Below are 24,961 nucleotides of genomic sequence, written 5' to 3' on the forward strand. Positions count from 1 at the left end.
GTCATCCTGCGCGATGGGCAATTGGGGGGATCTTTTGCACGCCATTAATTCGCCCGCTTGCTCACGATCACTACGCCGCGTGAAATCCCGCTAACGTTATCAACCGATTGCGAAGCTGCGTACAGTTGCGCTATTGGAACCCAAACGGCGGGGTACTTGTACCGCGCAACGTCGAGAAGCAGCGCGCTATCTGTGTCTGCGTCATATGCCGCAAGCGGCGACCAATGGCCCCCGCCCGTCTCGCCGATCTCCGGACGCCTGAAATTCAGCAGCGCAAAGCGGTCGGATTGCGCCGTGGTATCGCGAATCAGATCGCGAAACTGCGCGAGCGTCAGGTCACTGGAATGGAATTTCTTCACGTCCACCGGGAATTCGCTCAAGACCGAACTGAGCTGGTCAAGCGTCATGCCCTCTCTCGATACCCGCGCCGCGTTGGCGACCTGCGGATCGACGCTACGGAAAAAGTCCTCTTGCGAAAAGTACGGGAAGTCGGGGTATTGCGTCGACTCCGGACGCTTGATGCCCAACGCATTCAGTGTCATGACGGAACTCGCCACTGAACAGTAGGCCTCGTTCCTCTGCGTTTCGAAGTACTGGGAAAGCGGCCAATACGACTGTTTGTCCACGCTGGACAGGAGCCGTTTCTGTCCTTCGGGCTGCATCAATGCAACGAGGTTGGGCGGGACGGGCAAGGGACCGTCGGCGGAATGGATCGCCGGAGGCGGAGCGGATTGAGCTTCCGCAGATGGCGAGGCCGCACAGCCCGACAACGAAAAAGCAACACCAGCGGCTATCAGCACGCCGAGGCTCTTGAATCGACCGGAGCACAGAAATGAATTAGTGGGCATCGAATCCTTCTCACGCAGATGATTGCGGGCGATAACTGCCAGGCCGCTATGCATGCACCCGATAAGCGACTTCGTTTTTTAACACGAAACAAAGCCGCGCGTGAGAATGGTGCTTGCGCCGGCCGGATGAACGTCCGGGGCGGCGCGAGGCACTGGTTCGTTGGGAAGACTGCAGACCATCACGATCGATCGGCGCCGCTGACGAGCGCCGATCGATCGCTTCCAGGTTGACTGTAATCAATCCGCCTTATACAGCTTGATGACGGCCGAAAAGTCCAGACGCCCCGCGCCTTTGGTGCTCATCGTCTGATACAACTGCTGCGCCAGCGCGCCGAGATAGACGGGCTGACGCACCTGCTTCGCCGCATCCGTAGCGAGACCGAGATCCTTCAGCATCAGATCCGTGCCGAAGCCGCCGGTGTAGCCCCGCGACGAAGGCGCCGTCTCGATCACACCAGGGAACGGATTGTACGTATCCGAACTCCAGCAGCGTCCCGTAGACGTATTGATGATCGTCCCCAGCACCTTCGGATCGATACCGAGCGCTGCGCCCAGCGACATCGCTTCCGCAACGCCGGCCATCGTGATACCGAGCACCAGGTTATTGCAGATCTTCGCGACCTGCCCCGTGCCAGTGTCCCCGCAATGGACGATGTTCTTGCCCATTCCCGAAAGCACCGGCTTGACCTGCTCATAGACGGCCGCGCTGCCGCCCACCATAAACGTCAACGTACCCGCCGCCGCGCCGCCCGTGCCACCCGACACGGGCGCATCCACGAACGTGTTGCCGTGCTGGGCCGCGAGTTCGGCGAACGCCTTGACGCTCGCCGGATCGATCGTGCTCGAATCGATTATCGTCACGCCGCGCGCAATCCCCGCCAGCACGCCGTCCTCCGCCGTCAGCACACTGCGCACGTGAGCGGCCGCCGGCAGCATCGTAATGACGCATTCGACATCCGTCACCGCAGCCTTCGGCGAAGCCGCTGCTTTCGCCCCCGCATCGACCAATGCCTGCACCGCCTGCGCACTTAGGTCAAACACGTTCACCGTATGGCCAGCTTTCAGCAGGTTCTGCGCCATCGGCGCACCCATATTGCCGAGTCCGATAAAACCGATCTTCATGATTGCGTCTCCACTTCGTGATCCATAGGTCTCGGCGCTAAACGACTAGCGCAGGCTGATCGTCGTATTGACGCCATCGTTGACGGTTGCGTCGTCGAACCAGCGCGCCGTCACTGTCTTGGTCTGCGTGTAAAACTGCACGACCTGCTTGCCGTACGGCCCGAGATCGCCCAGCTTCGAACCGCGCGAACCCGTGAAGCTGAAAAACGGCACTGGCACCGGAATCGGAATGTTGATCCCCACCTGACCCACGTCGATGTCGCTCTGGAATTTGCGTGCCGCAGCGCCGCTTTGCGTGAAAAGCCCCACGCCGTTGCCCATCGGATTGCGGTTGACGAGTGCAATCGCTTCATCGAGCGTCGGCACGCTCAGCACCACCAACACCGGCCCGAAAATTTCGGTGCGGTAGATTTCCATTTCGGTTGTCACGTCGGTGAAAATCGTCGGGCCGATGAAGTTGCCTTCCTCGTAGCCCGCCACCTTGACGTCGCGGCCGTCCAGCGCAAGCGTTGCGCCCTCTTTCACACCCGCTTCGATCAAGCCAAGGATACGCTGCTTCGCGGCGCGTGAGACCACCGGACCGATGTCCGTGCCAGCCTCGTTGCCTGCGTTAACCTTCAACGTCTTCGCTTTCTCAACCAGATCCGGCAACCACTGCTGCGACGCGCCCACCAGCACCACTACCGAGGTCGCCATGCAACGCTGGCCCGCTGCGCCGAAGCCGGCGCCCGCAAGCGCATTCAAGGTCTGCTCGCGGTTCGCATCCGGCAGCACCACTGCATGATTCTTCGCACCCATCATCGACTGCACGCGCTTGCCGTGTTCGCTGCCGAGGCGATACACATGCGTCCCCACCGCCGTCGAGCCGACGAACGAAATCGCTTTCACCAGTTCATGCGTGCACAGCGCATCCACGACTTCCTTGCCGCCATGCACGACATTCAGCACGCCCTTAGGCACGCCGGCTTCGATCGCCAGTTCGACCAGTTGCATCGTCGAGAGCGGATCCTGCTCCGACGGCTTCAGCACGAAAGTGTTGCCGCAGACAATCGCCATCGGGAACATCCACAACGGAATCATGGCGGGGAAGTTGAACGGCGTGATGCCGGCGCACACGCCGATCGGTTGACGTAACGTGTACGTGTCGACGCTGCCCGCAACGTTCTCAGCGAACTCGCCCTGCTGCAACGTGCCGATCGAGCACGCATGTTCGACCACTTCAAGTCCGCGGAAGATATCGCCTTCCGCATCGGGAATCGTCTTGCCCTGTTCGGCTGACAGCGTCTTTGCAATGCGCGGCATGTGTTCACGGACGAGCGCCTGATACTTCAGCATGATGCGCATCCGTGCGCCGATCGGCGTGTTCTTCCACGTGGCGAACGCGGCGTGCGCAGAACGAATGGCCTGATCGACTTCAGCGGCGGTTGCAAACGGCACGCGTGCAAGCACTTCCTGGGTCGCCGGATTGACGATATCGCGCCATTCGCGCGTGCCCGATTCGACGAACTCGCCGTTGATCAGCAGTTTCACCGTGCTGACATTTGCGTTGGACGCCTGAGTAACAGCATTCATGATCGACTCTCTTGGTTAGGTTCGGATAGCTAAGTTCAGTGGTTTATTGGTGGGCGAGCGATGGGCTTTCGGCCGACTGAGACTCGTCAGCATGCGGTCGCATCAACACCGTGCAGAACAACGCGACAATGCCCATTGCCACCATATAAGCGACCACGTATTTCGGACGGCCGGCACCCAAGGCAAGCAGCGCGGTAGCGATGATCGGCGCGATACCGCCGCCGATCACGCCGGCAATCTGCACGGACAACGAGATGCCGCTATAGCGAATCTCAGCCGGAAACTGCGAGGCGAACAATTGCGACTCGGGGGCGTACAGAATCGGAAATACGACGCCCACGCCAAGCACCATCGCCCACCACACGGTGACCGGATCGCGCGTGCCGAGCATTGCAAAGAACGGCGCAGCGAACAGGCACATGATGACGAGGCCGATCAGGAACAGACGCCGTTGGCCGATGCGATCGCTGAGGTGGCCGCAAAACGGCATCGTGACCAGCGACAGCACGGCGCCAGCGGTGATCGCATGCAGGATGGAGGCCTTGGGAATCTTCAACTGATTGGCGGCATAAGCGAGCGCAAAAGCAACGACCAGATAGAACCAGGTGTTTTCCGCAGCCCGTGCGCCGATGATGATGAGCAGTTCGCGCGGATGCCGGCGCATGGCCTCGAGGATCGGCGCCTTGACCGGCTCGCCCTGCGCTTTCACCCGTTCGAAGTCCGGCGATTCAGGCACGCGTACCCGGATCACCCAGCCAATCACCACCAGCGCGATGCTGGCGAGAAACGGAACGCGCCAGCCCCATGCAAGCAGATCGGCTTCCGGCAGTGCGGTGACAGCGGCCATCGCCAGCGAAGAGAGAATCAGCCCGAAGCCCACGCCAGTTTGCGGCAGGCTGCCGAAGAAACCCTTGCGGCCAGGCGGCGCATGTTCCACCGCCATCAGAACAGCCCCGCCCCACTCGCCGCCTACAGCCATCCCCTGCAGAAAGCGCATCGCCACCAGCAGCGCCGCGGCCCAGTAACCGATGCTCTGGTAAGAAGGAATCAGGCCGATCACCATGCTCGGAATGCCCATCATCAGCAGCGTGACCAGCAGCATCGCCTTGCGGCCGATGCGGTCGCCGAAGTGGCCAAACACGATGCCGCCCATCGGACGCCCGATAAAGCCAACGCCGTACGTTGCGAACGCGGCAAGCGTGCCGAGAATCGGGTCGAGCGTCGGAAAGAAGATCTTGTTGAATACCAGCGCGGCGGCCGTGCCGTAGAGGAAGAAGTCGTACCACTCGATCGTGGTGCCGGCCATGCTGGCCCAACCGGCGATCAGGTAATCCCGGGCGCGCCTGGGAACCGGTGCGGCAACTGCCGCCCGGTCGGGGGTCGATTGCATCTGCATCCTGTTTGTCTCCGATATCTTTATAGGCTCGCCAGTCGCGCGGATGGCGCAGGCGTCCATGCCGTGGTTGTTCCAGCGGCTTGCATCCGAGTATAGTTATTCGAATATCCACGGCATAGAGATGAAAAAGCCCATCTGATATGCAAAAAAACACAACGCAAGCCAGCTGGCATGGGCTCGGAGTAGCGCACTGAAGCGCTAACTCCGAATCGACGGGAGACTAGATGCAAAGCGTGAACTGGGATGATCTGCGCTACTTCCTCGAGGTAGCGCGGACCCAACGGGCCAGCGGTGCGGCAAAGCGGCTGGGCGTCGACCACACCACCGTGGCACGCCGGGTGAGAGAACTGGAGGCGTCGCTGGGCACCGTGTTGTTCGATAAATCACGGGCCGACGGCTTCGTGCTGACCGCCGACGGCCAGCGCCTGCTCGCCTACGCCGACGCCGTGGAAACCACCGTGCAATCCGCCGCCGAGCAGTTCACGGGTGGTGCGCACTCGCTGTCGGGGCACGTGCGGGTCGGCTCCACCGAGGGCTTCGGATGCTTTTTTCTCGCGCCGCAGCTGGCGCGCTTCGCGGGTAAACATCCGGATATTTCGATCGACCTGCTACCCGTTCCGCATTTCGTCAGCCTGTCCAAACGCGAGGCGGATCTCGCCATCATGCTGGAGCGGCCGGAGCGCGGCCAATACGTCTATACCAAACTGTGCGACTACCGGCTCAAGCTGTATGGCACGCGCGAGTATCTGCATCGTCATGCACCGGTGAACACCGTTGCCGATTTGCGCGACCACGCCTTTATCAGCTACGTCGGCGAACTCGCCTTCAGCCGCGAACTGCTCTATCTCGACCGGACCATCCCTAACGCCGCGGCCAATCTATGCAGCACGAGTGTGATCGCCCAGTATCATGCTGCGCTGCAAGGCAACGCGCTCGCGATCCTCCCATGCTTTATGGCGGAGCCGAATCCCCTGCTCGAAGCCGTCTTGCCGCATGAAGTCGTCGTGACGCGGCATTTCTGGCTCTGCTGCCGGGAGGACCTGCGCAAACTGCGACGCATCACTTCGTTGTGGGACTATCTGCGCGCCGCGGCCGATGCAAACCGGGAACTGCTAATGGGGGAATCGGCTGACACGATGTATGTGGAAGCCTAAGGGTCGCGACGAAGTCGAGGGGCTTAAGCTTTTGGCGGAGAGGCCGTTATTGCAACTGCCACCTTCTAACGACCCGCTCATGGCCAAGACAATTCCGTTTTCCGGCAACACCCAGGCAGCCCGCGCGCGGGCAGCAAAGGCCATGCTGTTGCCACTTCCGAGGGACACCGCGGATGAACTCGCCCTCCAGGTCCACCTGGCGCTCGACAGCCTGCGGCGTGGGGACGGGAACGTCGAAGCGGCCCAGACGGTGACGCAGGCGATGTTGCTCGTCGCCTTCATCGTCGAAGCAGGTTACGGCAAGCTGACACCCGAAGCGCTGCGGACGGCAGACGCTTTGAGCGCCGCCTGCTTCGAGCGCGGTCGCGCCAGCGGCGAATGGATGCTCGATCGGGCCGGCTACGACATCTTCGCGTCGATTGTGACGATTTACGACCAGCAATTGCAGAAAGCCCCTTTATGGGCGATTACCGAAGCCAGCGACCGGCTGACCCGGTTCAAAGCCGGCGAACCGTATCAGGCAGTGCAGCGGAAACGCGCGTAAGCACAGAGTATTTCATTACCGAAACTTACATCAGACACCCCTCGTAATGATCCGTAAGCCTTCGGGCTCGAAGTTCAAATCGGCGCAAGTATTGCGCTGCTATTCTCCAACGGTTCGTCTCCTCTGATTGCGTTTCATCCGCGCAACCGGATGTGAGACCCGCTGAACCATCGCTCTACCCGCCGCGCGCGTCGCCTCACGTGCCACGCCTGGCGGCGCTCTTCAACCATGTCCATCGACTCTCATCTTTCCCTCGCCTCCTCCTATCAGCAGGAGGGACGCCTTGACCTCGCCGAAAGCCATTTTCGTCAGGCGACCGGTATCGAGCCCGGTCATTGGGACGCCTGCTTTGGACTCGCCCAGGTATTGATCCGAAGGGATCGATTCGAAGAAGCGATTGGCCTGCTCGCTCAACTACTGGCGCGGCCCGGTGACCATGCCGCCGTGCACCGGCAGCTTGGCCTTGCCGAAGCCTGCACGGGACGACGGCAACGTGCGCTGAGTCATTTCAAGCGCGCCCTCGAACACGAACCGGATGACGCCGCGACGCTGCACATCGTCGCCAATTTTCAGCAGGCACTCGGTCTCGACGACGAGGCCGACGCCAGCTATCGCCGCGCGCTGAAACTGAAGCCGTTGATCACCATCCCGGCCAGCGTCGCACCGCCTGCATTCCGCGTGCTGTTTGTATTTGGACCGAATGCGGGCAATACCCCGATCGAATATCTGATCGAGCGGGCCCGCTTCGAGACCAACATCATCACCCTGTTGCCGGACGTGGAGTACGACATCGACCGCCTGCGGATCTATGCTGATGTAGTCGTGAATCTCATTTCCGATGTCGATCGCGGTCACGCCTTTCTCGCACCGGCGCAAGCATTGGTGGACGGCGTGGGCAGCCCGGTTATCAACCCGCCACAACTGATTGCGGGAACGGGCCGGGATGCGGTTGCGAAGCGGCTCGCGCAACTACCGGGTTGCTGTGTCCCGCAGACACGGCTTTATTCAGCGGCCGAACTGGCTGCGATGGTTAAAGGAACGTCACAGGAGTCCTTAACTTTTCCGGTTCTGGTAAGGCCTGCTGGCGCACACGGTGGTGATAACTTCGAGAAATTCGAGGATCCAGCGCAGCTAGAGGCATTCCTGAGCCGACTCAATGCCAGCAGCTACTATCTGACATCGTTCGTCGACTACCGGTCCAACGACGGCTATTTCCGCAAATACCGCTTCGTCTGCGTGGGCGACGAGATCCTGCCGTACCATCTCGCGATTGACGACAAGTGGAAGGTCCATCACGTGACCACCAGCATGGCGACCCACGCATGGATGCAGAACGAGGAACAAGCGTTCCTCGAAGATCCGTCGCGCGTCTTCGGAGCCACTCAGCGCGCCGCATTGCAATCGATTCGTGACGCTATCGGTCTGGATTACTTCGGCATCGACTGCGGACTTGCGCGCGATGGCGCCATCGTCGTGTTCGAAGTCAATGCGAGCATGCTCGTACATGGGAATAATCAGCGCTTCCCGTACAAGACAAAGGCCGTTGAGCGCATCAAGCAGGCATTTCAGGCTTTACTCGAACGACGGGCGCGTCCCCCGGGCAAAGCCTCTGTGCAAGAGTACGGCACCTGATACCAGGCCGGCGCGACTTCGATCGTCGGCTCGCAAACGATCGGGAAATTGACCGAGTTTGCGACGTAACATTTTTCATGCGCCGCATGATGCAGATGCTTCGCGAGATCACGATCGCCGCCCGCGCGAATCGTTACATGCGGGCGCAAAACGATCTGCGTAAACTGGCCACGCTGGGCGCTATCGACCATCGTCCCTTCTGCGTGATCCAGATATTCGAGCACCGCAATGCCCGCATCAGAGCAAAGATGCAGATACCAAAGCTTGTGACACGCCGAAGCAGAGGCGACCAGCAGATCTTCGGGATTCCAGCGCGCTGCGTCACCGAGAAACGCCGCATCCGACGACCCTGGAATATCGGGCTTGCTGCCAGCGCGAATAGTATGGTCGCGGCCATATTCGCGGTAGCCAGACGTTCCAGTGCCACGGTTACCGGTCCATTCCACCGAGACCCGATATTTATGCTCGCCATGTGCCACGCCAATCTCCTTCAAGTTGAACATGCTGGGCCCGCGAGGCTGTCAGCAGCTACGCGGGCCGCTCACTTGCGCAATGCCATCACCACGTAGCGGAACGCCTCATCGCCGGGAGCGACAATCAGCGCGGCCAGTTTCGCGGCGCTCAAACGGACCTCGAGGGTATCGGCCCGAAGCGTTGCCAGTGCATCCATCCAATAACGGATGTTAAAGCTGAGGTCTACGGGCGTTCCCGCGTAGTCTATCTCAACCTCCTCCACCGATTCCTCGTCTTCAGGGTTGCTGACGCTCACCTGCAGCCGGCCCTCTCCTGCAACCCATTGGACACTTTTGAATTTCTCGGTTGTGAGCACGGCCGCACGCTGCAAGCAGGCGTAAAACGATTTCCGGTCAATCGTGAATTCCGCCTCGAATCCGGAAGGGATCACGCGCTTGAAGTCGGGATAACGGCCCGCAATCAGCTTGCAGGTGAAGAATATCTTCCCAAAGGCGAAACTCGCGTATCCCGCGGCAGTGGTTAGCATGACCGTCGAATCGTCTTCCGGAAGCAGGCGTATCAGTTCGATGATCGCCTTTCTTGGCACAATGATCTCGCGCACTTCGTGCTCGCTTTGCGACGCAATGCGCGCGGTCGCCAATCGGTGTCCGTCGGTGGCCACCGCAGTCAGCTCACGTCCGGTGATCAGCAACGCCCTGTTGAGGAAGTAGCGAATGTCGTTGTCCCCCATGGCGAAATGCACCATGTGCAAAAGCCGCTTCAGGCTCCCGGCGTTGACGCAAAGCGACAGCTCCGGCTCTGAGCTTTGCCTGATCTGAGGAAAATCCTCAGCGCTTCCCGCATGCAGGGATATCCGGCTGCCTGGTCCCTGAATGATGAGACGGTGGCCTGAAGACGAAAGGCTGATGGGTGCATCGGGCATGGCCCGCACGACATCCAGAAGTTTGCGGGCGTTGACCGTCAGGGACGTACTGGACTCGCAGGATTCGATCGTTTCCGTCGCCCTCAGATCCAGTTCCAGGTCGGTACTACGGAAACTCAATTCGTTTCCTGCGGTGGACACAAGCACGCTGGAAAGAACAGGCAGGGTACTGCGCCGCTCCACGATGCCGCAAACAATTTGCAAGGGCTGAATCAGGGCATCACGCGGCGCTTTGAGAAACTTCATGGTGTTTCCTTATGGTTTGACGATGACGCGATTTGTCGATTCGTTCTAACATCATCATTTAATTCGCCATCCTAAATGCATACAGGCGAGCGATGCATTCCTGTCAGTGGCTCACGACGTCGCATTTGCGCGGACGAAATCCCCCGACACCTGCCCGCGATGGGCGAGGTTTAGTCTTGCAATGGATGCACGATAGCTGCCCAATCGGCTTTCGTCAACTGACAAGCTTCACTTGTCAGTCACCTGATTCGCGCAAGTGGAGGCATGAACCGCCTCTCGCAAGAACGATCAAATGCGGCTCCCGGCAATGCCCTATATTTGCTCGAAACCCTCGTCAGGAAACCCATGGATGTAGTTGCAAAAGCGCTGTGGTTCATTGAAATTGAACTGGGCCGGGAGCTGACCCTCGACCGGATCGCCAGCATCTGCGAAGTCTCACGCTTCGGTCTTGCTCGCAGCTTCGCAATCAGCACAGGATGGCCGGTGATGCGCTACGTCCGGGCTCGACGGCTCAGCCGTGCGGCACGCGAGCTTGCGCAGGGCGCACCGGACATTCTCAGCGTGGCGCTGGACACGGGATATGGGTCGCACGAGGCGTTTACGCGCGCCTTCCACGATCTGTTCGGCATCACGCCCGAACGGGTGCGAGCCGGGCGCAATCTTGATGGCATGTCTCTTGTGGAGCCACTACGCATGAAAGAAACCAGAATTGTCGATCTCGCCGGGCCACGCTTCGAGGCGGGCGGGACGCTTTTGATCGGCGGCATGGGCGGCCGGTTTACGTTCGACACCAACGAAGGCATCCCTACGCTCTGGCAAGCCTTCATTCCGTACATCGGCAATCTCGCCGATCAGGTCGGCGGTGTGACCTATGGAGTTTGCTGCAACCCGGATAGTGAAGGCGGGTTTGAATATATCGCCGGTGTGGAGGTGAAAAGCCGCGACCGGTTGCCTCCATCGTTTCGCTGCATTGAAATCAAACCCCAGCACTACGCCGTCTTTGTGCATCAAGGACACGTCACCACGCTGCATCAGACCTTCTACAGCATCTGGAATCATTGGCTGCCGCAGTCGGGAATGGAGGCCGCGGAGGCGCCCGAACTCGAACGCTATAGCGAAGATTTCGATCCAGTTGCGGGAACCGGTTTCGTTGAGGTCTGGCTGCCTGTAAAGGATCGCTCAGAGCCAGCTGACGGGTCAAAGAAGTGACTTATCAATGATCAGGAGAACGACTTGAGCTTCAGTACCGTCCGCGACATGATCGCTGCGTTGCAGTCGCGCGAGGTATCGGCAGTCGAACTGTTTGACGACGCCGTGGCTCGCATCGAACGTTACGATGGGCAGATCAATGCCGTCGTGATACGAGACTTCGAACGCGCGCGCCGCGCAGCCAAAGATGCGGATGACGCGCTCGGTCGTGGCGAACGTCGTCCGCTCCTCGGTGTGCCCATTACGGTGAAGGAGTCCTTTAACGTGGCGGGGCTGCCTAAAACGTGGGGAGTACCAGGCACCGAGAACCTCGAGGTCACAGAAGACGCGGTCGCCGTGCGGCGTCTCAAACAGGCAGGCGCCGTGATTCTGGGGAAGACCAATGTCCCGACCATGCTGAACGACTGGCAGACCTACAATCGCATTTACGGCGTGACCAACAACCCCTGGGACCTCACCCGAACGCCAGGTGGCTCGTCTGGCGGCTCCGCTGCCGCGTTGGCGGCTGGGTTCGTGCCGCTCGAACTGGGTAGCGACATCGGCGGCTCGCTGCGCGTTCCCGCTCACTGCTGTGGCATCTATGCGCACAAGCCCACTCACGGCCTGATACCGATGCGGGGTATGGCACCCCCTGGCATTCCGATGCTTTCAGTCAGCGCCGATCCCGACCTCGCCGTGGTCGGTCCAATGGCGCGCAGCGCCGGCGATCTCGCATTGGCCCTCGACGTGCTAGCCGGCCCCGACGATATGCAAGCGACAGGCTACCGACTGGATCTTCCACCCCCTCGCCATACCCGGCTCGCCGACTTCAGGGTGTTGATGCTCGAGGATCACCCTGATGCGACGCTCTCCAACGATGTGCGCTCGGCGATGCAACGTTTCCGCAAGCGTCTTGAGGGAACCGGCTGCGTTGTTGCAACGGGGAGCGCCTTGCTACCCGATCTCAGTCTGATATTGCGCACGTTCGGACAGTTACTTCTGTCATTCTCGGGTGCAGGGCTGCCGCTTGAGGAATATCGCTCGCTCCAGGGGCTTGCCGCCGGTCTATCGAGCGACGACACGAGTCCAGCGGCCGTCGAGTTGCGCAGTGTCGTGCTTGGTCATCGGGACTGGATTGACGCCGATCGCACGCGCGTTGCGCAGATGCACCGGTGGCGCCAGTTCTTTCGCGAGTGGGATCTCGTCGTTTGTCCCGTGCTTACCGTAGCGGCTTTCGTCCATGATCATTCCGACATGCGCTCGCGTCACATCGAAGTGGACGGCAAACGAGTCGCCTACACTGAGCAGGCGGCATGGCAGAGTCTCGCGAACATGGCTGGATTGCCGGCGACCACGTTCCCAATCGGCCTTGGAGACTCCGGCTTGCCGATCGGGCTCCAGGCAATCGGCCCTTATCTGGAAGACCGCACGCCTATCGCCTTTGCCAACCTTGTGGAACGCGAGTTCGGAGGCTTTATGCCACCACCCGCGTTCTCCGGTCCATGATGTCGCGCATGGCACCTGAATCATCCCGAGGCAAACCGCTACCTACAGCGTCTTGACCCACCCAAGCGCATCGTCAGCGAACCTGCGAAGAAGACGTACGAGGTCGCGTACGTCTTCCTTGTCCCAATCCGCCAGCAATCCTTCAACGATCTTCTGGCGCGCGGCGTCAAGTGCCGTCGTAATCGCCCGCCCCTGATCCGTAATGACCGCCGCGCGAACCCGTCCGTCTTCCGGACTGGGGCAACGCGCAATAAGCCCAAGGCTCTCCAGTTTTGCGATCTGCCGGCTGACCGTTGTGTAGTCGCGTCCAACTAACTCGGCCAGTTCCACGATGCCAAGCGGCCCGCGCCGCTCTACCCGGGCCAGTAGCGGGAAAAGCGCGCGGTCCAGGTCGACGCCGGCGGCTTCGATCAAGGCAGCGTCGGGCTGCGGCCGATTCAAAATACCCGTCAGATCCAGCAGGGCTTCCCGCAGCTCGCGGACTTCTCTTTTCATCGCCATTGGATTCCTTGCGCATGTTCAATATGCGTGCATTATACACATATATCGAGTTCTCTAGCCGAGGACGAAACCGATACTTTTATATTCGTCAAAGGAAAGCAAACATGAAAGCGGCACTCGTTAAAGGACCTGGCGCAACGCCAGTTTATGCAGACTTCACACAGCCGACCGTCACCGAAGGCACGGCCCGCATCGCAGTTGCAGCGTCAGCTTTAAGCCACATTACGAGGAGCCGGGCATCTGGCAACCACTATAGCTCCTCGGGAGAGTTTCCCCTCGTCCCAGGCATGGACGGTGTCGGGACGCTCGAAGACGGAAAGCGCGTCTATTTTGTGCTTCCCGAAGCGCCCTTCGGCGGCATGGCCGACTATTGCCTCGTCAAGCAGCAACGGTGCATCGCGTTGCCGCCTGAGCTCGACGATGTCACGGCAGCCGCGATCGCGATTCCAGGCATGTCGTCGTGGGCTGCATTCGTTGAACGTGCAAAGCTGGTCAAGGGAGAAACAGTGCTGATCAACGGCGCAACCGGTTCCTCGGGTAGTCTGGCCGTGCAGATCGCGAGGTACCTCGGAGCCGGCAAGGTCATCGCGACCGGACGCAATGATCTGGCATTACAGACTTTGCAGACGCTCGGCGCTGACGTCACGATCAACCTCACGCAGGATGCGGCAGCAATTGAAAGCGAATTTCAAACTCACTTTCGTGACGGTGTAGGCGTGGTTCTCGACTATCTTTGGGGGCAAAGCGCGGAACAGTTACTGGCGGCCGCCGCCCATGTTGCTCCGGATGCGGTGCCAATCCGCTTCATCCAGATCGGCGCTATTAGTGGATCAACCATTAGCCTGCCCAGCGCAATACTTCGATCGACGGCGATCGAACTCATGGGCAGCGGGATCGGCAGCATTCCGATGCCGCGCATCTTCCATGCGATTACGCAGGTGCTCCGTGCCGCTGTGCCCGGTGGCTTGAAGATCGCAACGAAAACCGTTCCTCTGTCTGAGGTGGAAAAGCATTGGGCAGACGTCGATGACCGCGCGCGGACCGTATTTACGACGAGCTCATGATCGCAGATCAGTGGCGCTCAGAGCGCCTTGCGGAAAAAATAGCGCTCATGCACGCCAGCCATTTCGGTCAGGCGTCCCCATTCGGAATAACCCAGCTTCCGGTAAAAGTCCGGTGCCTGAAAGCTGAAGGTATCGACGATCACTTTCTTGCAACCTCGGCGCTTCGCTTCCGCCTCAGCGGCTAGTATCAGTGCCGTTGCGTGACCACGTTTGCGGTATCGCGGCGATTGTCGCAGATAATCGCATGTTCAACCCTTGGACGTCGCATGAACTGGCTTGCGACATGACAGGCGAAAACAGAAGGCAAATCGTTCATGTTCGATCTCCCCTCCCTCGTCTTGCTGCTGGTCGTTTTCTCGCTTTGCTTATCGTTGATCGTGTTTCAGGCCATTACCGGCGTGCCGCCAATGTCGTCAAGCTCACCTGAAGCGGCGGATGTCGTGGCACTACTGAAGCAGGCAAGTTTGCCGAACCAGGCCATCGTGTACGAGCTGGGTAGTGGGTGGGGCTCGCTCGTCATGGCGCTAGCGCGGGCGTTTCCCGATGCGCAAATCCACGGTATCGAGGCTTCACCGCTACCGTACTGGGTAGCCCGCTTTCGAACCCGCAGGATGCCTAATGTATTTTTGCAGCGACGCAATTTCTACGCTTGCGATCTGCGCGATGCGCATGCGGTAACGTGCTATCTGATGATCAAGCCGATGCCTAAGCTGGCCGCGCATCTCGATCGCATGCTCAAGCCTGGCACGCCCGTGGTATCGCTCACATTCTGGTTTCGCGATCGGGAAGTCGCGGCGGTCCGCCAGGGCCCTGGCCTGCGCGGCGCGGCCGCCCTGTATTTCTGGCCCGCGCACAAAGCCAAAGCCACTGAGGAAACATGGTCAACGAACACATGATCTTCCCCGTGATACGCTAGCGAACGTCTGTGCGACTGCAAGCGCAACGTATGTCTGACGCAACCAATCCGGCCTCACACCCGGACAAAGATTGCACGCAACAAACGATCAACGGTTAGCCAAACGCTCACGCCCTTACTCCTACCTTTCGCGCCCCCATGAACTCCACCGAATCGTCCTCCTCGCCGAAAGCAGCATCCCCCATTTACGCTGCATTCGGCAGTTGGAAGTCGCCGATTACCGCCGCGCTGGTCGTCGGCGAATCGATCCGGCTCGGACAGCCGCGCATCGGTGCCGATGGCATTTACTGGACCGAGGGACGTCCGCAGGAAAAGGGCAGGAATGCGCTGGTCCGGCTTCGCGCCGATGGCGAAGTGGAGGACCTGACAGCAGCGCCGTTTGACGCCGCAACGCGCGCGCACGAATACGGCGGCGGTTCATTTGCCGTGACTGCTGCCGGCGTCTTCTTCAGCAACTTCAAGGATCAACAGGTCTACACGCTCGATGCCTCCGGCCAGCCGAAAGCCGTGACGCAAACCGAGGGCCTCCGCTATGCGGACCTGATCGCAGATCCGGCTCGCGGGCGTCTGATCGGAGTTTGCGAAGATCATCGCCAGGGCGGCCATGAACCGGTCAACACGTTGGTCAGCATCGATCTGGCAACCGGAAAAGCCGCAGTGATCGCGGACGGTCACGATTTCTTTTCTTCGCCCTGCATCAGCCCCGACGGAACGCGGCTTGCATGGTTGAGCTGGGACCACCCGAACATGCCGTGGGATGGCACCGAACTTTGGGTGGCTGAGATTGCAGCCGATGGCGCGTTGGGTACGCCGCGCCGTGCGGCGGGGAGCAACAGCGAATCGCTGTTTCAGCCCGCCTGGTCGCCGGCTGGCGATCTGCACGTTGTATCGGATCGTAGCGGATGGTGGAACCTCTATCGGGTGCGAGGTGCTTCATCCGTTGTACCCGACGTGAACGCCTCAGACGACACACTCGAAGCCCTTCGCCCCATGGATGCCGAATTCGGCAAGCCGCAGTGGGTGTTCGGTATGACCACCTACGGCTTCACGGATGACGGCCGGATTGCCTGTCTTTACGAACAGAATGGCATTACGCATCTGGCCGTGTACGATCCGTCAACGGGTGCATTCGACGAAATCCCCACGCCATACAGCACAATGCGCGACCTGCAGGTCGACGCTCAACGGGTGGCCTTCGTCGGCAGTTCGCCGACCGCAGGCGAAGCGATCGTCGAGCTCGATCTCGGGACTCGGGTTAGCCGCATCGTGCGCAAGTCCGATCGTGCAGAAGTCGACGCCCACTATGTATCGATTGCCGAGCCGATCCGTTTCCCGACTGAAGGCGGCCTCCACGCACACGCTTTCTTTTACGCACCGACCAACCCCGACTTCAACGGGCCCGACGGCACGCTGCCCCCATTGATCGTGATCGCTCACGGCGGCCCGACCTCCGCGACGCATTCCGGATTCAAGTGGCAAATCCAGTACTGGACCAGTCGCGGCTTTGGCGTGGTCGACGTCAACTATGGCGGCAGCAGCGGCCATGGCCGCGCATACCGGCAACGCCTCAATGGCCAATGGGGAATCGTCGATATCAACGACGCGATCAATGCAGCGCGTTACCTGATAGGCCAGAAGCGCGTGAACGAGAACGCACTCGCCGTTCGCGGGGGCAGCGCCGGCGGCTATCTGGTGTTGTGCGCGTTGGCCTTCCATGATTTTTTCAAAGCGGGTACAAGCTATTACGGTGTGGCAGATCTCGAAGCCTTGATGCAAGACACCCACAAGTTCGAATCGCGCTACATGATCCGGCTGGTCGGTCCTTACCCCGAGGAGCGCGCTCTTTACCAGGCACGTTCGCCGATCCATTTCGTGGATCGCATGTCGAGCGCGATGATCCTTTTCCAGGGCGCAGACGACAAAGTCGTGCCACCGAATCAGGCCGAATCGATCTATCAGGCGGTGCGCGCGAAGGGCCTGCCGGTTGCTCACGTGCTGTATCAAGGGGAAGGCCATGGTTTCAAGCGGGCCGAGAACATCACGCATTCGCTCGAAGCCGAGTTGTATTTTTATGGCAAGGTCTTCGGCTTCGAACCCGCCGACAAGATCGAACCGGTGGCGATCGACAACATCTGATGCGCCGGCTAGCCGAGACGCGTAGGCCCTAAACTAAAATCGCCATCTCCGCCGAAGAGCGGAAAACCATGACCCTTGATATCAGTGCATCGACAAAGACGCCCGCCCCTGTCGCCCTTGTCACCGGCTCGACTTCCGGTATCGGCGCGGCCATCGCCCGAAGGCTATCGAGGGAGGGATACTCGATCGTTTTGCATTCGCGCACTTCGGCTGACGCGGGTCATGCGTTGGCCCGCGAACTAGGCTCAGCAGTTTATATCCAGGCCGACCTGGCCGACGATGCGGACAGGGTGAGGCTTATCCGCGAAACAGTTGGCGTGTGGGGCCGCCTCGACGTTCTGGTCAACAACGCCGGGATAAGTCGCGTGATCCCACACGCCGATCTCCAGGCGGCCACACCGTACGTGTGGCACGAACTGTATGAAGTCAATGTCGTTGCTCCATTTCGTCTGGTGTCCGAAGCAGAATCTGCGCTGCGCGATGCGACCGCGCGAGGACGGCCTGGTTGCGTCGTGAACGTCAGTTCGCACGCCGGCGTCCGGCCCAAGGGAGCCTCCATTCCTTACGCAGCAACCAAGGCCGCGTTAAATCACGTCACACGCCTGCTCGCTGTTTCGCTTGCGCCGGATATCCGCGTGAATGCGGTCGCACCTGGACTCGTCGATACTCCGCTTACCGCCAACTGGACCCAGGCGCAGCAACTTTGGCAAGAGCGCGCACCCATGCGCCGGGCAGCCAGTCCCGAGGACATTGCGCAGGCTGTCGCCTTGCTGGTCGCCTCGGACTATCTGACCGGCGAAATTCTGCTCTCGGATGGCGGATTAAATCTGACGTAAGCGCGTCGCGCGAGCCATATTCGTTTACGTAGGAACATTCCCGCCGTCAATACACCGCCCCGAATGATCCAATCTGTGGGATAAGGTGTGAAATCTTCGCTAGATCACGCTTTAGAGCCCGTCCACTAAAACGTATATTGGGAATGTACTGGATAGTTAATTGGGGTCACCGTGATGGATATTCCTCTTTCCGATGAGGCTTGGTTGCGCGTCAGCCATCTCCTGTCCCGCGATTCGAAGCAGCGGTTTGGCCGCCCCGCCCGGGATCCGCGAGATGTGTTGAATGCCATTCTCTGGGTCATCACCCGCGACGAGAAGTGGCACCGGCTACCGGCCAACTTTCCGCCATCGCAGACGTGCTACATCAAATGGCTGCAATGGCGACGCGCCGGCCTCATGACTCAGATACTCGATGAACTGCAGATCGAGCAAGTCTGAATGAAAGCTCTCCTCCTCCGTGGTATGTCGGCCGCTCGGCCGCGATAGTGCACATTTTTTGCTACTCCGTAAGCACTATTGAGCACCATTGCGACGGCGACCCGCGAGCTTAGGCCGCCACCGGCCTGCAGCAACGGGCCGGCCCGGGAGGAGTAATTTATGCGAGCTGTAAATAACAAGGTACGGACTGCAATTTTTTCCGTCGCGGCCGTATTGCTTGCAGCATGCGGCGGCGGCCACGGAGGCAGTTCGACTAGCGGCGGCAGCACAACCACACCGGCAGGCGGCGTCAATCTGCAGGTTGTCTCGTTCGGCGACAGCCTCTCGGACGTCGGAACGTACGCGCCGATCGCAAGCGCGGTGGGTGGCGGGCGTTTTACGACCAATCCAGGCCAGGTGTGGACGCAGAACGTCGCGCAGTATTACGGCAATACGCTCACCGCCGCGTACACGATCGGCCTCACACATGCACTGAGTCCGAACGGCGGTATGGGCTATGCGGAAGGCGGTGCGACGGTGGCAACGCCCGCGACCGAATACAACTTCCTCACCGACGTGATTGGTGACATCGAAATGCCCGTCAATCAGCAGGTTTCGAGCTACCTGAGTACGTACAAGAGCTTTAACGCCAATCAGCTGGTGCTCGTGTGGGCCGGCGCGAACGATGTGCTTCGCGCGGGAGCGCTGCCCGCCGCTGCTTCGATCGTTCAGACTGCCGCCAACACACTCGCCCAACAGATCGGACTGATCGTCCAGAATGGCGCCACGCATGTCGTGGTGGTCAATCTGCCGAACATCGGTCTATCGCCTGACGGCCTCGCGTCGTCCGACGGCGGAGCCAACTTGACGCAGGAATCGGAACTCTTCAACAGTACCCTGACCGGCGCGCTGCAAACCGCCGGCCTGCAAAGCAAGGTGATCCAGATTGATGCCTACACATGGCTGAACGGGATCATTGCGAATTTCCAGGCCAATGGCTTCGCCGTGTCGAACACCGCACAGGCCTGCGACGCCTCGAAAACGCCCGATGACACGTCCTTGCTATGCTCGCCCGCAACCTACGTGAGCGCCAACGCAGACCAGACCTACATGTTCGCCGACGACCTTCATCCGACGACCCATTTGCACGCGCTCTTCGCCCAGTACGTTGAGCAGCAGATCGCAGCCAGCGGTTTGGGTCACTGAAGACACGACTGACCGCCCCTGCCTGCGTTGCTTGACGACAGGCAGGAGCGCTCGCCTCATTTCCTCAACCACGTAATAACAACCGCTCACGACCCACGAGCGTCAGAATTTGTACGTCGCCCCAATCTGCGCGAAGCGGCCGACATACGTGTACAGCGACGTGTCGTAGCCCTGTTGCCACAGCGGACCATCCGCCCATACCGCGTCGAACGGCGGCACGCGATTGAAGATATTGTCGATGCCGCCGTACAACGTCCAGTGCTTGAAGCCCGTGTAGGTCACCATCAGGTTGAACTGGCTATAGGACCCCATACTGGTACTTTGCGGCGTCGGCGTCGGGATGTACGTGAAGGTCTGCGTATAAGGCCCCACGTACTGCCACGTCAGCGAGGTACTCCACTTGTGATACGCCCAGTTCAAGGTCGTATTGCCCTTCCAGCGCGGGAAAGCGCCGCCGAACGGTTCATTGAGCGCGAGGTTGTTGCCTGCCGCATTCACCGTCTGACCGTCCAGCGTAAACTTGAACGACTCGACATAGGCCCAGTCTCCCGACAGCGTGAACGTACCGTACGGCGTCGGCAACGACTGACGGAAGGTGGTTTCGAAACCGCTCGTATCGAGCCCGCCGAGGTTCTGATATTCGAAGGTCTCGTATTCGGGCGTGGTCGTGCCCGGGTAATAGACCGTCGACGACGGCTGGTCGATGCCGATCACGTTGCTGACGTGAATCTTGTACCAGTCGAGACCGACATCGGTTGTGCGGGCCGGCGACAGTTCGAAGCCAATGTTGTAGTTCTTCGTGCGCTCCGGCTGCAGATCCGGATTGCCCGACGTCAGCGCAGTCACCGCACCGGACTGGTTGATCACGAGCGCCATGTTTTGCGAGGTGCTGTCTTCGACAAACGTCGGTGCACGGAAGCCGCGATCGTACGACGCATACGCGGTCAACTCCTTGACCGGCTGCCAGCGCAAAGCGAAGCGAGGCGAGAATGCACCACCGACATCGCTGTAGTGATCGTAGCGGCCCGACTGACTAAACGTCAGCCCCTTGATGATCGGGATATCGAACTGGTAGTACACCGCAGCAACGTTGCGCTGACCTTGCACCTCTTCCTCATCCGGTGTCAGCACCAGACCCTCGGCGTACGCCGCACCTTGACTCAGCGACTCGCTCTGGTGGAAGAACTCAGCACCCAGACCAAGGCCCACGTCGCCCGTCGGCAGGTGAAACAGCGTCGGGGTCGAGATCGTCGCATCGAGCGTGTCGAGCTTGGAGACGGCTATATTGTTAGCGTCCATGTACAGGCCGTTAAGCCCGTTCGGCGTCGCCGACGGATTCGCGAAGTCGTAGGTGCCGTTCTGGAAGATGTTGTTCAGAACGTTGACATTCAGCTGGTTCGAGTACGAGTTGGAAACATCGCTTTGCGAGTGGGTATAGGTGGTTGCCCAGTCCCAATCCCCGTTCGGCAGTGTGAGCGAACCCTTCACACCCGTGGCCGCCCGCCAGTAGTTGGCGTCCGTGGTTTCCGCCACGGAGTTGGGGAACGAATAGATGAGCGGCGTCGCCACCCCGAACGGGTTGTACGGGTTGCTCGCCGGCACGGTGTTGTTGAACAGCGAAAATGTCTTCGTCGATGGGTTATACACCAGCGACGAATTGGTGCCGCCCACAGTGTTGTTCCAGACCCCGCCGCCCTGCACGCTCGTGTTGTTGCTTTCCCAAAGATCGACAAAGGCGGTGGTTGTGTCGTTGATCTTGAACTGCGCATCCACCTTCGCGCTTAGACGCTGACTCCACGGTTCAATGGAGAAACCGTTGCCGGTGTACAGGCCACAGACGCTTCCGGTTGTCTGACCATAGAAGACCGAGGTGAAATTCGTGCTGGCCGGTTTGACCGAGCTGCCGTATGGACACGAACTGAGCGCCTGCGCATTGCCCGTGGTGGGATTTGTCCAGTAGGAAGGCGCGAGCATCGACATACCGCCCGGCTGCCCCGTGAAGTCCATGGACGAGGTCGAATCGCGATCGGCCAGCGTGGAACCGTTGTCCCTGACGAAGCTTGCGGATGCCGTGACGTTGTAGCCGTCCGAAGTGAGGTTGCCGAAGCCGCCGAGCGCGCTGAACTTCGCCGTGCCGTTGCCGCCGCCACCGTCAGTGGAGCCGCCATAGCTGCCATCGAGCTGCAAGCCCTGGAAATCGTGCTTCGTGATGATGTTGACCACGCCCGCGATCGCGTCCGAACCGTATTGCGACACCGCACCGGTCTTCACGATTTCGATGCGGTCGATAGCGTTAAGCGGCAGTGTGTTCAAATCGAAGAAGGTATCGACGCCGTTCGAAAAGAAGGCGAACGGTGCAACCCGCTGTCCGTCGATCAGCACAAGCGTGTATTTTTCGCTGAGCCCGCGCAACGCCATGCCCGAGGCGCCTGCCGCAAAGTTATTGGACTCGGCTTCGCTCCAGCTATCGGCCGAATTGGCGCTAGTGCTGCGCAGGAAATCGGAAACGCTGTTGGCGCCGCTGTCCTGGATCTCCTTGGCGGTGACCGTCTGGACCTGGTTAAAGCCAACCTTGTCGGAGCTACGGATCAGCGAACCCGTCACCTCGAACCGCTTGACCTGGGCAACACCGTTTTTGTCCTTCGTCATCTCCGGTGAAGACGGTGCGGTAGCCGCCGAACTGGCTCCGGCAGCCGGCGCCGCGGCAGTGGCCGCGGGCGTCGAGTCGTTCGTTGCAGCCGGTTGACTCTGAGCGAGCGCCGAGGTGCTGAGTGTTGTGCCCAATGCTGCCGACAGCGCTATTTCAGCCCAAAGGATCTTCCCCATGGCCGATACCAAAGCTCTTTGTTTCATGATTTCCCTTCACTCTTGTCAATAAGCCAAACCCGTTGCGCGACTCAACGTGTTGCGCCTGGGCATTTTTTTCGACTTCAGGTGGCCTGGAATTTTTGAAATCCCCACCCTGGTACTGCGGGACAGCAGACACAACATCAACGACTCAAAGACCTTTCAATTACATCGACATAAAATAGGATTACTAATTTATTTGCAAAACATTAAAACTGAAAGAAACTGAATTTATACGTTTCCCGTTCGGCTCCAGGGTCGAACACAGGCGATCGGGGAAAGCGTAGCCATGCCAGGCATGGCTACGTTCACAACTAATGAAGCACTTTGCGATGCGCGACACGGCATGCCGCGCGCACCGCTCGCACGGTGCGGACAGCGCGCTGACTAGTTAGCGGGGACGCCGTCTTTCCATTGCGCCCAGTTCTTGACGATGGCGTTGACCAGCGGCGAACCGGCGAGATAAAGGTTGTCCACTGCAGGAACGAATCCGCCCTGTTGCTGGTAGTTCAGCAGGTTGTCAACGTTCGATACGCCGGGCGGCGGCCGATCGAAGTCCGATCCCGCACGCAGGACGGCCACACGATTCGTGTCGGCGAGGCCCGCCGCAGCGGCGCGCTTGATGACCTCGAAGGTCGCGTTGTCTTCCTGCTGGGTGGTGCAGTACGTGCCTTTGCCGTCGGTCAGCAGTTTGGTCCAGTCACGCGCGCGCTGCCCCAACGCCTCGCCGGAGAACCATGTGTCGCCGGCGAGCGTGTCGCACTGGATGACCGTCGGCGGCTGATTGGCCGGCGCGGTCGCGTATTTCGCCCGATACGCCTGTGCTTCGGCGCTATCGGTCAGCTTCACGTCGCGCGAGAGCAGGTAAGCTTTCTGCAATAACGCTTCGTTTAACTGAAAGACTTCTGTGTGGTAGTCCAGTGGAGGCTTTTCGTTACCGCTCTTTGTGTTGATGCCGAGATAGCCTGACTTCCAGCTGCTGGGGATTTCGCGCGCATCGAGCTCCCACTGGATACCGAAGTCCACCAGATAGCGAGCCCACGCTGCCGACCCCAGCGTGCCCTGCGCCGGGTCGATGCCGGCAATGCCCGATACCAGGAAGTAGGTCTTACGCAGATCGAACTTCTTCGAATAAACCAGCGCGGCCATCGTGGCAGCCGCGTTCGCGTGTCCCATGCCCGTCGTGACAACGCATACGTCATCATGGTTGCAGTGAACCGCGGGGTAATCCGGCGATAAACCGGCCACTTCGATTGACTGTGTTTTTCCCAGATGGTCGAGCCATGTTTTACCTTCCGGCGCGAACATCGAAATGATCAGTACCTTGACGTGCCGCGGGGTCGACGGCGACTGTGCGGCGAAGGTGGTGCCGGTTTGAATAACAAATGCGAGACCTGCGCAAACAAGACTTCGAAGCAGTTTCTTTTTATGCATGAGGCGCTTTGATTAAAAAATGATTCGGCCGAACAGCCCAGCTTTGTGCTTAAGTGCCCAATAATCGTGCGGCGACGTCGCCTTACTGCGAGTTTCATAAACAAACAGTAACTTTTTGTAGCGCGCCGGCGCAGTAGGCGGGACTATAAGCACGGCGCATGCCAAAGCTTGTCCGAGGGACGGGCGTGATACCCGGTATACGAGAGGATATATAACTGCAGATGCGAAATGGGTAAGACCCAAGCCGTAAAAGGAAGAAGCCCGCGCATCACACATCGCGCATGGCAAGAGGCCCAATCTTGCGGCCAAGGCAGCAAGCAAAATGTAGGCGGATTCGCTAGCGCCCCTCTTGGGGTGCGTGAGGCCGCCACGCCAGTGCGGCCCCAATGCCCTTTGAGACGCCGCTCACGATTGCTGTACGTGGCGGGCAAATGCAGATATTCGGATGCTCTACTAGTCCTTGTCTTTGAACCGCACGGCTCGGATTCGATTCACGCCTCTTAAGAGAACAGCTTTTGCCATTCATCCTGCTTGTGCATGTCCTCACGCGTGTTGACCTCGATCAGGACGCCACCAGGCGAGCGGCAAAAGAATCGCGATCCACGCGTGTTATTAAAGACCTCAGTTTCCATGCGAACACCTCCCGCACGAAACTCCTCATAGAGGGTATGGACGTCCTTCAAGGTCTCGACCTCCACGCCGAAGTGGAAGTTCTTTGGCCAAACCGGCACCTCCTCCGTGACGCGCTCCAGAACAATGTCGAAACCGTTCCGTTTGAGCAGGCAGTGCTCACCAGCGGCGACAATCTCGCAACCAAGGTATTTTTCGAAAAAGGCAGCCGTTTCGGCCACGTTGGTCGTGGGGAAACTGAGGTGGTTCAGCTTTGCTTCTTGATGAAGATTCATGATGGATCTCGCAGAAATTTTGAAATGTGTCGTAGAGCGGTTGCTCGGCGCTCCGCTTGCATGCAGTCGCGCCGATCAACGCGATGCTCCACGAG

21 protein-coding genes and 1 pseudogene are annotated in these 24,961 nt (G+C 59.7%); 11 read left to right on the forward strand and 11 right to left on the reverse strand.

What is annotated here, in order from left to right; all coding sequences use genetic code 11:
- Positions 1-44 precede the first annotated feature (44 nt).
- The 4 genes from P3T24_RS29905 to P3T24_RS29920 form a co-directional block, all read right to left on the reverse strand.
- On the reverse strand, positions 45-848 hold the full coding sequence (locus tag P3T24_RS29905) for a phytochelatin synthase family protein (protein WP_083611787.1): 804 nt from the start codon (positions 846-848) through the stop codon (positions 45-47).
- A gap of 237 nt (positions 849-1,085) precedes the next feature.
- Positions 1,086-1,970: a 3-hydroxyisobutyrate dehydrogenase gene (mmsB, locus tag P3T24_RS29910; protein WP_429288939.1), complete on the reverse strand. Its 885-nt coding sequence runs from the start codon at positions 1,968-1,970 to the stop codon at positions 1,086-1,088.
- A 45-nt stretch (positions 1,971-2,015) separates the two neighbouring features.
- Positions 2,016-3,542 (reverse strand): CoA-acylating methylmalonate-semialdehyde dehydrogenase, encoded by a 1,527-nt coding sequence (locus P3T24_RS29915; protein ID WP_074267442.1) that lies wholly within the window; start codon positions 3,540-3,542, stop codon positions 2,016-2,018.
- A 43-nt stretch (positions 3,543-3,585) separates the two neighbouring features.
- Entirely contained in the window at positions 3,586-4,938 is a 1,353-nt protein-coding gene (locus tag P3T24_RS29920; RefSeq protein ID WP_429440262.1) for an MFS transporter, read from the reverse strand.
- 224 nt (positions 4,939-5,162) lie between these two features.
- Between P3T24_RS29920 and P3T24_RS29925 the strand changes: the two genes are divergently transcribed.
- From P3T24_RS29925 to P3T24_RS29935, 3 genes are all read left to right on the forward strand, one after another.
- Positions 5,163-6,092 (forward strand): LysR family transcriptional regulator, encoded by a 930-nt coding sequence (locus P3T24_RS29925; RefSeq protein WP_429440264.1) that lies wholly within the window; start codon positions 5,163-5,165, stop codon positions 6,090-6,092.
- A gap of 79 nt (positions 6,093-6,171) precedes the next feature.
- The gene (locus tag P3T24_RS29930) at positions 6,172-6,636 is read left to right on the forward strand and encodes a hypothetical protein (RefSeq protein WP_074267438.1); all 465 of its coding nucleotides are present in this window, start codon (positions 6,172-6,174) and stop codon (positions 6,634-6,636) included.
- 228 nt (positions 6,637-6,864) lie between these two features.
- The gene (locus P3T24_RS29935; RefSeq protein ID WP_429440265.1) at positions 6,865-8,268 is read left to right on the forward strand and encodes a tetratricopeptide repeat protein; all 1,404 of its coding nucleotides are present in this window, start codon (positions 6,865-6,867) and stop codon (positions 8,266-8,268) included.
- Positions 8,269-8,279: 11 nt separating this feature from the next.
- Here P3T24_RS29935 and P3T24_RS29940 read toward each other — a convergent pair.
- Positions 8,280-8,747 (reverse strand): annotated as a pseudogene (locus P3T24_RS29940) (OsmC family protein); the annotation flags it as partial.
- A 62-nt stretch (positions 8,748-8,809) separates the two neighbouring features.
- Positions 8,810-9,910 carry a DNA polymerase III subunit beta gene (gene dnaN / locus P3T24_RS29945; protein WP_429440267.1) on the reverse strand — a complete coding sequence of 367 codons (1,101 nt, stop codon included), beginning with the start codon at positions 9,908-9,910 and terminating at the stop codon, positions 8,810-8,812.
- 345 nt (positions 9,911-10,255) lie between these two features.
- Between dnaN and P3T24_RS29950 the strand changes: the two genes are divergently transcribed.
- Entirely contained in the window at positions 10,256-11,119 is an 864-nt protein-coding gene (locus tag P3T24_RS29950; protein WP_429440405.1) for an AraC family transcriptional regulator, read from the forward strand.
- A gap of 24 nt (positions 11,120-11,143) precedes the next feature.
- Entirely contained in the window at positions 11,144-12,604 is a 1,461-nt protein-coding gene (locus P3T24_RS29955) for an amidase (RefSeq protein WP_429440269.1), read from the forward strand.
- 42 nt (positions 12,605-12,646) lie between these two features.
- Here P3T24_RS29955 and P3T24_RS29960 read toward each other — a convergent pair whose 3' ends face one another.
- Entirely contained in the window at positions 12,647-13,099 is a 453-nt protein-coding gene (locus tag P3T24_RS29960) for a MarR family winged helix-turn-helix transcriptional regulator (protein ID WP_254368971.1), read from the reverse strand.
- A gap of 110 nt (positions 13,100-13,209) precedes the next feature.
- Between P3T24_RS29960 and P3T24_RS29965 the strand changes: the two genes are divergently transcribed.
- On the forward strand, positions 13,210-14,169 hold the full coding sequence (locus P3T24_RS29965; RefSeq protein ID WP_429440407.1) for a quinone oxidoreductase family protein: 960 nt from the start codon (positions 13,210-13,212) through the stop codon (positions 14,167-14,169).
- Between the two features lie 17 nt (positions 14,170-14,186).
- On the opposite strand, the gene P3T24_RS29970 is transcribed toward P3T24_RS29965, so the two are convergent.
- On the reverse strand, positions 14,187-14,405 hold the full coding sequence (locus P3T24_RS29970; protein ID WP_083611615.1) for a GNAT family N-acetyltransferase: 219 nt from the start codon (positions 14,403-14,405) through the stop codon (positions 14,187-14,189).
- A 78-nt stretch (positions 14,406-14,483) separates the two neighbouring features.
- Between P3T24_RS29970 and P3T24_RS29975 the strand changes: the two genes are divergently transcribed.
- The 5 genes from P3T24_RS29975 to P3T24_RS29995 all read left to right on the forward strand — a co-directional run bounded on the left by P3T24_RS29975 (position 14,484) and on the right by P3T24_RS29995 (position 19,680).
- Positions 14,484-15,065: a class I SAM-dependent methyltransferase gene (locus tag P3T24_RS29975; RefSeq protein WP_429440271.1), complete on the forward strand. Its 582-nt coding sequence runs from the start codon at positions 14,484-14,486 to the stop codon at positions 15,063-15,065.
- 158 nt (positions 15,066-15,223) lie between these two features.
- Complete coding sequence (locus P3T24_RS29980; protein WP_429440273.1) at positions 15,224-17,221, forward strand: prolyl oligopeptidase family serine peptidase; 1,998 nt, start codon at positions 15,224-15,226, stop codon at positions 17,219-17,221.
- Positions 17,222-17,289: 68 nt separating this feature from the next.
- Complete coding sequence (locus P3T24_RS29985; RefSeq protein ID WP_429440275.1) at positions 17,290-18,057, forward strand: SDR family NAD(P)-dependent oxidoreductase; 768 nt, start codon at positions 17,290-17,292, stop codon at positions 18,055-18,057.
- Positions 18,058-18,231: 174 nt separating this feature from the next.
- Positions 18,232-18,495 carry a transposase gene (locus P3T24_RS29990; RefSeq protein ID WP_254368970.1) on the forward strand — a complete coding sequence of 88 codons (264 nt, stop codon included), beginning with the start codon at positions 18,232-18,234 and terminating at the stop codon, positions 18,493-18,495.
- Positions 18,496-18,654: 159 nt separating this feature from the next.
- A complete protein-coding gene (locus P3T24_RS29995; protein ID WP_429440277.1) occupies positions 18,655-19,680 on the forward strand; it encodes an SGNH/GDSL hydrolase family protein in 1,026 nt (341 codons plus the stop codon).
- A gap of 102 nt (positions 19,681-19,782) precedes the next feature.
- On the opposite strand, the gene P3T24_RS30000 is transcribed toward P3T24_RS29995, so the two are convergent.
- The 3 genes from P3T24_RS30000 to P3T24_RS30010 all read right to left on the reverse strand — a co-directional run bounded on the left by P3T24_RS30000 (position 19,783) and on the right by P3T24_RS30010 (position 24,866).
- On the reverse strand, positions 19,783-22,533 hold the full coding sequence (locus tag P3T24_RS30000) for a TonB-dependent receptor (RefSeq protein ID WP_074267427.1): 2,751 nt from the start codon (positions 22,531-22,533) through the stop codon (positions 19,783-19,785).
- 381 nt (positions 22,534-22,914) lie between these two features.
- Complete coding sequence (locus P3T24_RS30005; protein ID WP_429440278.1) at positions 22,915-23,961, reverse strand: purine-nucleoside phosphorylase; 1,047 nt, start codon at positions 23,959-23,961, stop codon at positions 22,915-22,917.
- Between the two features lie 500 nt (positions 23,962-24,461).
- Positions 24,462-24,866 (reverse strand): VOC family protein, encoded by a 405-nt coding sequence (locus tag P3T24_RS30010; RefSeq protein WP_429440280.1) that lies wholly within the window; start codon positions 24,864-24,866, stop codon positions 24,462-24,464.
- Positions 24,867-24,961: the final 95 nt, after the last annotated feature.

Origin of the sequence: Paraburkholderia sp. GAS33 (genome assembly GCF_050436645.1) — a bacterium.
GTDB lineage: Bacteria > Pseudomonadota > Gammaproteobacteria > Burkholderiales > Burkholderiaceae > Paraburkholderia > Paraburkholderia phenazinium_B.